General features: G+C 69.6%; 11 protein-coding genes. 7 read left to right on the top strand and 4 right to left on the bottom strand.

From position 1 onward, the window contains the following. Positions 1 to 121: 121 nt before the first annotated feature. The gene (locus JAO81_RS35770; RefSeq protein WP_199552161.1) at positions 122 to 1,087 is read left to right on the top strand and encodes an aminoglycoside phosphotransferase family protein; all 966 of its coding nucleotides are present in this window, start codon (positions 122 to 124) and stop codon (positions 1,085 to 1,087) included. A 12-nt stretch (positions 1,088 to 1,099) separates the two neighbouring features. Here JAO81_RS35770 and JAO81_RS35765 read toward each other — a convergent pair whose 3' ends face one another. After that, complete coding sequence (locus JAO81_RS35765; RefSeq protein WP_199552160.1) at positions 1,100 to 1,528, bottom strand: hypothetical protein; 429 nt, start codon at positions 1,526 to 1,528, stop codon at positions 1,100 to 1,102. Positions 1,529 to 1,832: 304 nt separating this feature from the next. After that, complete coding sequence (locus tag JAO81_RS35760) at positions 1,833 to 2,627, bottom strand: IclR family transcriptional regulator (RefSeq protein WP_199552159.1); 795 nt, start codon at positions 2,625 to 2,627, stop codon at positions 1,833 to 1,835. Between the two features lie 156 nt (positions 2,628 to 2,783). On the opposite strand from JAO81_RS35760, the gene JAO81_RS35755 reads away from it, so the two are divergent. From JAO81_RS35755 to JAO81_RS35745, 3 genes are read left to right on the top strand one after another with little or no spacing between them, the layout of a single operon-like run. Continuing rightward, on the top strand, positions 2,784 to 3,764 hold the full coding sequence (locus tag JAO81_RS35755; protein ID WP_199552158.1) for a tripartite tricarboxylate transporter substrate binding protein: 981 nt from the start codon (positions 2,784 to 2,786) through the stop codon (positions 3,762 to 3,764). Beyond that, complete coding sequence (locus JAO81_RS35750) at positions 3,761 to 4,216, top strand: tripartite tricarboxylate transporter TctB family protein (RefSeq protein WP_199552157.1); 456 nt, start codon at positions 3,761 to 3,763, stop codon at positions 4,214 to 4,216. Before JAO81_RS35755 ends, JAO81_RS35750 begins: the two co-directional genes overlap by 4 nt. Before the next feature lie 7 nt (positions 4,217 to 4,223). Further along, a complete protein-coding gene (locus JAO81_RS35745) occupies positions 4,224 to 5,729 on the top strand; it encodes a tripartite tricarboxylate transporter permease (protein WP_199552156.1) in 1,506 nt (501 codons plus the stop codon). Between the two features lie 92 nt (positions 5,730 to 5,821). Here JAO81_RS35745 and gcl read toward each other — a convergent pair whose 3' ends face one another. Beyond that, the gene (gene gcl / locus JAO81_RS35740; protein WP_199552155.1) at positions 5,822 to 7,609 is read right to left on the bottom strand and encodes a glyoxylate carboligase; all 1,788 of its coding nucleotides are present in this window, start codon (positions 7,607 to 7,609) and stop codon (positions 5,822 to 5,824) included. Between the two features lie 240 nt (positions 7,610 to 7,849). Here gcl and JAO81_RS35735 point away from each other — a divergent pair, with 240 nt between their 5' ends. Next, entirely contained in the window at positions 7,850 to 8,563 is a 714-nt protein-coding gene (locus JAO81_RS35735) for a hypothetical protein (protein ID WP_199552154.1), read from the top strand. A 12-nt stretch (positions 8,564 to 8,575) separates the two neighbouring features. Beyond that, a complete protein-coding gene (locus JAO81_RS35730; protein ID WP_199552153.1) occupies positions 8,576 to 9,592 on the top strand; it encodes a hypothetical protein in 1,017 nt (338 codons plus the stop codon). Here the strand turns inward: JAO81_RS35730 and JAO81_RS35725 are convergent. Further along, entirely contained in the window at positions 9,589 to 10,263 is a 675-nt protein-coding gene (locus JAO81_RS35725) for a hypothetical protein (RefSeq protein WP_307814064.1), read from the bottom strand. The genes JAO81_RS35730 and JAO81_RS35725 overlap by 4 nt on opposite strands. Positions 10,264 to 10,385: 122 nt before the next feature. Here JAO81_RS35725 and JAO81_RS35720 point away from each other — a divergent pair, with 122 nt between their 5' ends. After that, the gene (locus tag JAO81_RS35720) at positions 10,386 to 10,901 is read left to right on the top strand and encodes a GNAT family N-acetyltransferase (protein ID WP_199552152.1); all 516 of its coding nucleotides are present in this window, start codon (positions 10,386 to 10,388) and stop codon (positions 10,899 to 10,901) included. Positions 10,902 to 10,905: the final 4 nt, after the last annotated feature.

The following is a 10,905-nucleotide window of genomic DNA, read 5'->3' as shown; positions in this document are numbered from 1 at the left end:
ACCCCCTCCGCGCGAGGGCCCCGGGGAGGGGCCGTCCCCGACCCCCTCCCTCTTCGCGTTCCGTCCGTGCCGGGGGCGATATCTCGTGGCCCGCCCGCCCGACGCCTGGCAGGCTGGCCGCATGGCAGCGATCATCCCCGCTCAGGGCGTACGCATGGATTGGCGGGAGATCCCCGCTCCCGTCCGCGACGCGCTCCAGGAGCAACTCGGCTCGCAGGTCGTCGAGGTGAGGACGCAGACCGGCGGGTTCTCCCCCGGTGTCGCGGCCCGCCTCCGCCTCGCCGACGGCACCCGGGCCTTCGTCAAGGCCGTCAGTGCCGAGGTCAACGCACGGTCCGTCACCATGCACCGCACGGAGATCTCCAACGCTCGGCTGCTGCCGCAGGAAGCCCCGGTCCCCCGCCTGCTCGGCGCGTACGACGACGGCCGCTGGGTCGCGCTGCTCTTCGAGGACGTCGAGGGTCGCCAGCCTCATGTGCCCTGGGTTCCCGAGGAGTTGGACCGCGTTCTGGACTCGATCGGCCGGCTGTCCGAGGCGCTCACGCCCGCGCCGCCCGGTGCGGCACCGATCCACGAGGAGCCGTTCCAGGGCTGGCGGCTGCTCGCGGCCGCGCATGCGCAGGGCGAGGACGACCTGGCGGACATGGACCCGTGGGCCGTCAGGAATCTGGCGGCCCTCGCCGCGCGGGAGCGGCACTGCCGCGAGGCCACCACGGGGGACACCCTCTCGCACGGCGATCTGCGCGCCGACAACATCCTGCTCACCGACAACGGCGCCGTCTTCGTGGACTGGCCCCACGCCTGCCGCGCGGCCCGCTGGTTCGACCTGCTCCTGATGCTGCCCAGCGTCGCGATGCAGGGCGGCCCCGCCCCCGAGGCCCTCTTCACGGCGCACCCGGTGGCCGAGGGGGCCGACCCCCACGATGTGACCACCGTGCTCATCGGCCTGACCGGCATGTTCCTGGAACAGGCCCGGCAGCCCGCGCCGCCCGGGCTGCCCACGCTGCGGCCGTTCCAGCAGGCTCAGGGCGAACAGGCGCTGGCCTGGCTCAAAGTGCGGCTCGGGGCGGGCTCGCCCGCAGGGTGAGCGGGGGCGCGGTCAGATCGGCGGCACCCACGCCGGTGCGGCCCTCTGTCGGCCGCCCAGGGCGCGCTGGATGCGGATCGCGTCGACGGATTCGGCGAGGAGTTCGTACTCCGTGGTGTCGTCGCGGGCGATGAAGCGGACCAGGCGCCCGCTGGTCAAGTCGGCGGCCGCACGCGCCTGTTCCGCATCGCTGTCGCGCCAGGCGCGCAGGACACCCGGCACGTCGGGCGCGTCCCTCGGCAGCGGTACCAGGGCGCCGGCCGGCAGACGGCCGCCGTCGGGCGTGGGGTCGAGGCGCTCGGCGATCCAGGTCGCGCGCTCGCGCAGCCACCACAGGGCGAGCGGCAGGCTCGGCGCACGATAGGTGCCGAGCGGTACGCCGATCTGCTCGCCGTCACAGATGCCGTACGCGGTCACCTCGCACAGGAACTCTTCATGCATCGCGGACCCCCAACTCCCCGCGGGAAGCGGCATCCGTGCAGGTCAGCACTCTGATGCCGTAGGGCTATTGTGCGCTCACGGTGTGTGTCCGAACGAGTTTGCGGCTACACAATGGCCGGATACCCTCACTCTCCGCAGCCGCGAACGGGCGAACTTCCCTGCGTATCACCCGAGTTGACGGCCAGGAGCGCCTCACCTCCCCCGCCTCATCCACTCCATGTGGCTCAAACGTCACCTGGGCGCCGGGAACGCCGAGGCACCGCGTCCGACGACAGGCCGGGAGGTCAGGTCAGGTGCGGTCAGGTCAGGCCAGGTCAGGTGCGGACAGGTCGGCGGGTGCCATCTGCTCGATCGCCCGCCGGGTCCGCTCCATGGCCAGCACGATCTCCTGCGCACGCCCTTCGTCCAGGTTGCCGACGGGGACCGAGCAACTGATCGCGTCGTTGACCGGCGAGGTGTAGCGCAGGGCGAAGCCGAAGCACATGACGCCGACGTAGTTCTCCTCGTCGTCGATCGCGTAGCCGCGCTCGCGCGTGAGCTCCAGATCCCGCCGCAGCGCATCGCGGTCGACGAGCGTCTTCGGTGTCAGCGGGGTGATCACCTCGGGGATGGGCACCTCTTGGCCGGTGCCGAGGCGTACGGCCAGCAAGGACTTGCCCATGGCCGTACTGAACGCGGGCAGACAGCGGCCGACGCGACTGAACGGCCGCAGATAGCGGCTGGATTCCTTCGTCGCCAGGTAGACGATGTCACCGCCGTCGAGCCGGCCGAAGTGGATCGTCTCGTCCAACTCCGCGCTCAGGGTGTTGATATGCGAACGGGCGATGCGCAGATGGGGGTCGGTGTCGAGATAGGTGGTACCGGCCAGCAGGGCGCGGATGCCGACGCTGTACAGCGTGCCGGTCCCGTCCGTACGGACCCAGCCGTGCTCCACGAGCGTGCGGATCAGCGCATAGACGCTGCTCCTCGGCGCTCCGAGCGCGTCACTCAGCTCGCGCAGGCGGGCCGGGCGGTTCTGCCGCGAGGCCAGCAGTTCGAGCAACTCGACGGTGCGGGCTGCCGACTTCACCTCCCGCACACCGTTGTCCGGCTGCGACATCACACCTCCCCTGTTGACAGATTAACAACCCAGCGGAACGCTGCTCCATACATAGCACTTGTCTACATAGGGAGACGCTGGCGCGTTTCCCCGTGTCGGCCGCAGTCTCCCGACTGGGTTCAGTCCTTCTCTTCCACGCCGGTGATTGGAGAACCCATGAAATTACGTATGCTCCTGGTCGCCACCGCCGCGCTGGTCCTCTCCGCCTGTTCGGTGCAAGGGGGCAGTGGGGACAAGAGCGAGGCGGACTACCCGGCCGAACCGGTCGAGTTCACCGTGCCCCAAGACCCCGGCGGCAGCACCGACTTGATCACCCGCGCCCTCGCCAAGAGCCTGGAGAAGCCGCTCGGCGAGAAGGCCGTGGTGGTGAACAAGCCGGGTGCCAACGGCAAGATCGCGGGCAAGGACGTGTTCGGCAGCGAGGCCGACGGATACCGCGTCGCCGTCATGCCGCAGTCCCTGTTCTCCATCGGGCCGCTCATGCTCGACGACCCCGACGCGATCGAGCTCACGGACATGACCTTCATCAAGGGCCTTGCCGTGGAGGACTACGTCCTGGTCGTACCGGCCGCATCGCCCCACAAGTCCGTCAAGGACCTGACGGGCAAGGGCGACATCAAGTACGGCACCACGGGTCCGGGCACCGGCAGCCAGCTCGCGCAGACGCTGCTGTTCGGCGCCGCGGACGTGAAGGCGACGGCGGTGCCGTTCGACGGCGGGGCGCCCACGGTGACGGCCGCGCTCGGCGGCAAGGTCGACGCCGCGGCGGTGCACATCGCGGAGGCGTACAAGCACGTGGAGGCAGGAAAACTGCGGGCGTTGGCGGTCTTCTCCGCCGAGCGGCACGTGGCCTTCCCCGATGTGCCGACGGCCAAGGAGAGCGGCTACGACGTGGTCGTGGACCAGCGCCGTTTCGTCGCCGGACCGGCCGGCATTCCCGCCGAGGTGCGCGAAAGGCTCGCCACCGCGATCGACAAGGCCGTACAGACACCGGAGTACACCGAGCTCCTCGAGACCGGCTACATCACGAAGTGGGACGCGGACGGTGACGCCGTGGGCGCTCAACTCGACGAGAGCCGCAAGCGGTTCGACGAGCTGGCGAAACAGCACAACATCGACCTGAAGACCGAGCAGTGACGACGAGGACGTACGCCCGCAGGCAGAACGTCGTCGCCGCGCTGGTACCGCTGGCCGTCGGTGTGGGCGCCGCGATCCTGTCGTGGAACCTCGGGGTGGGCACGCTCGCCGCCCCGGGGGCAGGGATGTGGCCGCTGATCGTCAGCATCACCATGGTGGTCACCGCGGCGGTGCTGCTGCTCGATGCGCAGCCGCGCGGCGACGAGGAGGGCTTCACCAAGGACTCCCTGACCGTGGCGGTCTCGGTGAGCTCACTGGTGGCGTACGCCCTGCTGTTCGAGGTCGTCGGGTTCGAGATCCCGACGGTGGCCGTACTCGTGCTGTGGCTCAGGGTGTTGGGGCGGGAGGGCTGGCTGCTCACCGTGGGGATTTCGACCGGCACCACCGCGGCTCTCCACCTGCTCTTCATCACCGCCCTCGGAATCCCCCTTCCCCATCTGATCGCGTGGTGAGCAGTCCATGGACTACGTCTCCCCGGTGATCGACGGGTTCGGGGTGGCCTTCCAGCCGGCGCATCTCCTCTACTGCCTGCTCGGGGTCACTCTCGGCATGTTCATCGGCATGCTGCCCGGCCTCGGCCCGGCCGCCACGATCGCCGTACTCCTGCCGATCACGTATCAGATCGAACCGACCGCCGCGATCATCATGCTCGCCGGCATCTTCTACGGCGCGCAGTACGGCGGCACGGTCACCTCCGTGCTGCTCCGGCTGCCGGGCGAGGCCTCCAGCGTGGTGACCGCCATCGACGGTCACGAGCTGGCCCGGCAGGGACGCGCCGGATCCGCGCTCGGCATCGCCGCGATCGGCTCGTTCATCGGCGGAACCGTCGCCGTCATCGCGCTCACCTTCGTCGCGCCGCTGGTGGCCGGGTTCGCCCTGGACTTCGGCCCCTCCGAGTACACGGCCCTCGCGCTGCTCGGCATCCTTCTGATCACCACGCTCGGCACCGGATCAAGGGTCAAGAGCATCCTCATGGCCACGCTCGGACTCCTGCTGGCCACGGTCGGCCAGGATCCGATCGACGGCGCGCAGCGTCTGACCTTCGGCGTCGACAACCTGGTCGACGGCATCGACTTCGTGATCGTCGCGATGGGCCTCTTCGGCGTGGGCGAGATCCTCTACAACCTCGAGTCCCTGCGTCGCGGAGCCCCGCCGGCCCCGAGCGTCGGCTCGGTCTACCCGTCGCGCAAGGACCTCGGCGCGTCCAAAGGCGCGATCACCCGCGGCTCGGTGCTCGGCTTCGTGCTCGGCATCCTGCCGGGCGGCGGCGCGACCATGTCCTCGATGGTCGCCTACGGCGTGGAGAAGAAGGTCGCCAAGGAGCCGGAGCGGTTCGGCAAGGGGGCCATCGAGGGAGTCGCGGGACCGGAGACGGCCAACAACGCGGCCGCCACGTCCTCCTTCATCCCGCTTCTGTCGCTCGGCATCCCGGCCAACGCGACCATGGCCGTCATGTTCGGCGCCTTGCTGATCCAGGGCATCACCCCCGGGCCGATGCTGGTGGAGGAGAATCCCGATCTCTTCTGGGGCGTCGTCAACTCGATGTACGTCGGCAACCTGCTCCTGCTCGCCATGAGCCTGCCGCTGATCGGTCTCTTCGTCCGCATCCTGCGCATCCGCCCGGCGATCCTGGCGGCACTGACCGTCGTGATCACGATGATCGGCGCGTACACGATCAACATGAGCGCCTTCGACATGCTGCTGACGGTCGGGCTCGGCGTGCTCGGCTACCTGATGAAGAAGACCGGCTTCGAACCCGGGCCGCTGGTACTCGCCTTTGTCCTCGGAGAACTCCTGGAGTCGTCCTTCCGGCGCTCGATGCGCATCTTCGGCGGTGACCTCACCGGTTTCCTCACCCAGCCGATCACGGCGGTCCTGCTGGCGGCGACCGTCGCCGTCGCGGTCGGCCCCGCGGTGGTGCGGTGGTCGCGCCGGGCGGGGACGAAGACGACGACGGACGCCTGACCCGTCGGGGGAACGCCGAAGGGGCGGCCCATCCCCCTCCGGATGGGCCGCCCCTCGGATCAGGCGGGAATCAGGCGCGGATCAGGCGCGGATCAGGCCTTCAGCGGCAGGATCGCCGTCGGCGCGTGCCAGTCCTCGGTCGCGATGTCCTCGAACTCCTTGACCGCGCTGATGTCCGCGGTCGGGCTCATCGCGATGTTGGTGACGCGCTCCAGAATCGCCTCGACGACCACCGGCACCTGGTGCTCCTGCGCCAGCTTCTTGGCCTTCTCGAAGGCCTCGGCGAGGTCGGCCGGGTCGGTCACGCGGATCGCCTTGCAGCCGAGGCCCTCGGCGACCTTGACGTGGTCGACGCCGTAGACGCCCAGCTCGGGGCTGTTCTGGTTCTCGAACTCCAGGTTGACCTGGAAGTTGATGTCCAGACCGATCTGCGCCTGACGGATCAGGCCCAGGTAGGCGTTGTTCACGAGGACGTGGATGTACGGGATGCGGTGCTGGGCACCGACCGCGAGCTCCTCGATCATGAACTGGAAGTCGTAGTCACCGGAGAGGGCGACGACGGGGCTGTCCGGGTCGGCCTTGGCGACACCGAGCGCGGCCGGGATGGTCCAGCCGAGCGGGCCGGCCTGGCCGCAGTTGATCCAGTGGCGCGGCTTGTACACGTGCAGCATCTGCGCACCGGCGATCTGGGACAGACCGATGGTGGTGACGTAGCGGGTGTCCTTGCCGAACGCCTTGTTCATCTCCTCGTAGACGCGCTGCGGCTTCATGGGGATGTCGTCGAAGTGCGTACGGCGCTGCAGCGTGGCCTTGCGGTCCAGGTGCGAGGCGACCCACTCGCTGCGGTCGGGCAGCTTGCCGGCGGCCTTGAGCTCCTTGGCGACCTCGACGAACAGCTCGAGAGCGGCCTTGGCGTCCGAGGCAATCCCGTAGTCCGGGGCGAAGATCTTGCCGATCTGGGTCGGCTCGATGTCCACGTGGACGAACTTGCGGCCCTCGCGGTACACGTCCAGCTTGTAGCCGGTGTGACGGTTGGCCCAGCGGTTGCCGATGCCCAGGACGAAGTCCGACTCCAGGAACGTGGCGTTGCCGTAGCGGTGACCGGTCTGCTGGCCGACCATACCGGCGTTCAGCTCGTGGTCGTCCGGGATGGTGCCCCAGCCCATGAGGGTGGGCACGACCGGGGTGTTGGTGAGCTCGGCGAACTCGACCAGGAGGTCGGAGGCGTCGGCGTTGATGATGCCGCCGCCGGCGACGATCAGCGGGCGCTCGGACTCCAGGAGGAAGGAGATCGCCTTCTCGATCTGGGCGCGGGTCGCGGACGGCTTGTAGACCGGCAGCGGCTCGTACGTGTCCGGGTCGAAGTCGATCTCGGCGAGCTGCACGTCGATCGGCAGGTCGATGTGGACCGGGCCGGGACGGCCGGAGCGCATCAGGTGGAAGGCCTGCTGGAAGACGCCGGGGACCTGGGCCGGCTCGAGGACCGTGACGGCCATCTTGGTGAGCGGCTTGGCGATCGAGGCGATGTCGACGGCCTGGAAGTCCTCCTTGTGCAGGAGGTGGCTCGGGGCCTGGCCGGTGATGGCCAGGATCGGGATCGAGTCACCGGCGGCCGAGTAGTGCCCGGTGATCATGTCGGTGCCGGCCGGACCAGACGTACCGATGGCGACACCGATGTTGCCCGCCTTGGTGCGGGTGTAGCCCTCGGCCATGTGGGTCGCACCCTCGACGTGCCGCGCGAGGGTGTGGTCGATGCCACCGACCTCCTTCAGCGCCTTGTAGAAGGGGTTGATCGCGGCGCCCGGCACTCCGAACGCGTCGGTAACGCCCTCGCGCTTGAGGATCTCCACTGCCGCGTGGGCGGCTGTCATTCGAGGCATCGCGTAACTCCTGCGTCCTGGCCGGTTCGAGCCGGTCGGCTGTCGGGCGCTTCCGCCACTTTCACCATGCGGAAGTTTTCTTCTGCTATATGGAAGCAATGTAAGAGCAGGCCGAGGGAGGCGTCAAGGCCCTACGGTGCGATGAAGGTGCGCGAATCCCTCCCCAGAGCTTGGTGTTTGGTGGACGATGAGAGGCGCACCGGGTCGTGTTCGTGGGTTCGTACGGGAGGGGGGACGCCGATGTCCGGAGGCATTCCGGTGCGCTGTCCGCTCTGCCGGCGCGAGCATCTGTACGCACCGCACGTCTATCCCTGCTCCTGCGGTACGCCGGTCTCGCCGCCGCTGCAGCGCGGCGCCCAGCCCCTCCCCATCACGCATGTGACCTGGGAGGACGACTGGGTCACCGTCCGCTGCGAGTCCTGCGGACGATGTGATCAGTGGCCCCAGCCGGAGCTGGGCTGCGACTGCGGCGCGGTGCTCCGCATCCCGGTGAGACCCGCCGCGTCGGGACCGGCGCCGGGTCATGCGCCGCTGCCGCTGCACATCCCGCTGCCGCCGACCGCGCCCGCGCCGCGGCCCGCCTTCCACCCCGTGACCATTCGCACAGCGCGGGACGCGGTGCAGGCCGCCGCGCTGTATCTGCGCTGGCTCGGCTACAAGGACATCCGGCGGGCCGAGCAGCGGGCCGCGTCCGGTGTGGGTCTCATCGCGCCGGGGCTGCGTGCCCAGGTCGAGCCGACGACACGCTCGATGAGCCTGCGCGACGTCGAGTGCGTATGGCTCTCCGCTCTCAACGACTCCTCGGTCCCGGTCTGCTTCTCCCTCGCGGGCTATACGGACGACGCCCGCGCCCGCGCCGACAGCCTCGCCCTCCCTCTGTTCGTCCTGGACCTGACCGGCACGCCCCAGCCGGTGAACAGTCCCGCGGACGAACTGATCAGCACGGGCGCGTAGGTCCGGGCCGCGGTGGAGCTGCGCGGGATCGACTACGACACGGGGACCGCGTACAGCCGCGGCGAGCTCACCCGTACGTCCTGGGACCCCTCTGCCGTACGGCGCGATCTGCGCGTCATCCGCGAGGAGCTGCACTGCACGACGGTGTGTCTGTTCGGGTCGTCGGTGGAGCGGCTTGCCCAGGCGGCGGACTGGGCACTGCGGCTCGGCCTCGACGTATGGCTGCAGCCCCGGCGGCCCACCGGTCCGCGGGAAGGTGTGCTCACACAGCTCGTCCAGGCGGCGAAAGCCGCCGAGGAATTGCGCCTGCGGCACGGGGACCGCATCACGCTGGTGGCCGGCTGCGAGCACTCGCTCTTCGCGCAGGGCATCCTGCCGGGACCGACGTTCACGGCCCGTCTCGCGGTGCTCCAGGTGATGGGCCGTCGCCTCCACACCCGTACGACGCGAAGACTCAACTCACTTCTGGCGCGGGCCGCTTCGCTCTGCCGCACGCATTTCTCCGGCCCGCTGACGTACGCCGCGGGCTTCTGGGAGGAGGTCGACTGGGATCTCTTCGATGTGGTGGGTGTGAACCTGTACCGGCTGTCCTCGAACGAGCAGGGCTACGAGGAGTCGGTCGCGGCCTTGCGGCGTTTCGGCAAACCGGTGGTCATCACGGAGTTCGGCTGCTGCACCTTCGAGGGTGCGGAGCGGCTCGGTCCGGGCGGTTACCGCATCGTCAACTGGTTCCGTTCACCGCCCACGGTCAAGCAGTCCTGCCGGCGCGACGAACACGTCCAGGCCCGCTACCTGGAGGAACTCCTCGCCGTATACGCCGCATCGCAGGTGCACGGCGCCTTCGCGTTCGTCTTCAGCGAGCCGTCGAACCCGCACTCCGCCGACCCCCGGCACGACCTGGACATGGCGAGCTTCGGAGTGGTGAAGGTGTCGGCGCTCGACCCGGACGCGTGGGAGACGAAGGAGGCGTTCCACTCGCTGGCCCGGGTGTACGGAGCGTTGGGGTCCGACGGCGCGGACCTGTCCTAGAAGGTGGGCAGGTCCGCGAGCTCGCGGCCCATGCGGCGTCGTACGTGCCCGCGCCAACCGGCAAGCAGCGCGAACAGGGTCCACGTCACCGTGCCGCCGAGCACACTTGCCAGCTGCCCCGAGGAGTCGACCTCGGCGGCCTGCTCCATCGGCACCCTGCCGTCCGGATCGCGCAGGATGTCCAACGCGTCGCCGACATCGGGGGATCCGGCCCCGCCCCGGTACACCAGCTTCTCGGCGAGCTCCTCGCCTCGCTCGTTGCGCAGGGTCAGACGGTGCTCCTTCGAGGAGGTGCCGGCGGCGCTGTCCGCCACGACGACCACGCTCTCCCGTACGCCGCGATGCTCGAGGGCCCCGTCGGGCCCGAGCTGTACCGAGCCGACGAGCACGAAGAGCGCGGGCGCGAGCGACAGGACCGCCAGCCACCAGGCGCGGTGGAGCAGGATCAGCAGGATGGTGAAGGTGAGGCAGAGGACCAGCCCGACGGTGATCGGGATCCACTCCTTGCCGAAGGTCAGATAGGCGATTGCGGTGTTGGCGACGGCCGCCACCCACGCGAAGAGGATCAGTCCGAGCGTTCTGCTCAGCGAGCGCCAGGCGCTGACGCCCTGACCCCGCGTTTCGCCCTGCGCCGGAACCCGGCCCCCCTGCGTCCCCGTCGACACACTCACTCTGATCTCCCCTGCCCATGGCGTCCGTTGTGCCCCCGGGGACGCTACCGCGTGTCAACCTCGGTGGACACAGCGCGTCCCGCGTGTGCGCCGCACGCGCGGACACGGCCGATACTCGAACCATGCGAATCCGGCAGGCCACATTGGCCGATCTTCCTCGGCTGCGGGATATCGAGCGGGCGGCCGGAGAGCCGTTTCGCACCGTGGGGATGGCGGAGATCGCCGAGGACGAACCGCCCGCGCTCGACGTACTGGAGGAGTTCCGCCGCGCCGGTCGTGCGTGGGTCGCCGTGATCGCACCCGAGGACGAACCGGTCGCGTATCTGATCGCGGAGCCGGTGGACGGGGCGCTGCATGTGGAGCAGGTGTCCGTGCATCCGTCGGTGGCGCGGCGGGGCGTGGGGCGTGCGCTGCTCGACCATGCCGCGGCGTACGCCCGGGGCGCGGGGCTCGGCGCCCTCACGCTGACGACCTTCGCCGAGGTGCCGTGGAACGCGCCGTACTACCGAAGGCTCGGATTCCGGGTGCTCGGCGAGCGGGAACTCGGGCCGGGGCTGCGGAAGATCAGGGCGTACGAGGGCGAGCTCGGCCTCGACCGATGGCCGCGGGTGTGCATGGTCCGGCCCACCGCCCTCTGAAACG

It is taken from the genome of Streptomyces sp. N35 (genome assembly GCF_016464295.1).
In the GTDB taxonomy this organism is placed as follows: domain Bacteria; phylum Actinomycetota; class Actinomycetes; order Streptomycetales; family Streptomycetaceae; genus Streptomyces.
Note: the sequence above shows the minus strand (reverse complement) of the source record. Positions and strands in the feature narration are given on the sequence as shown.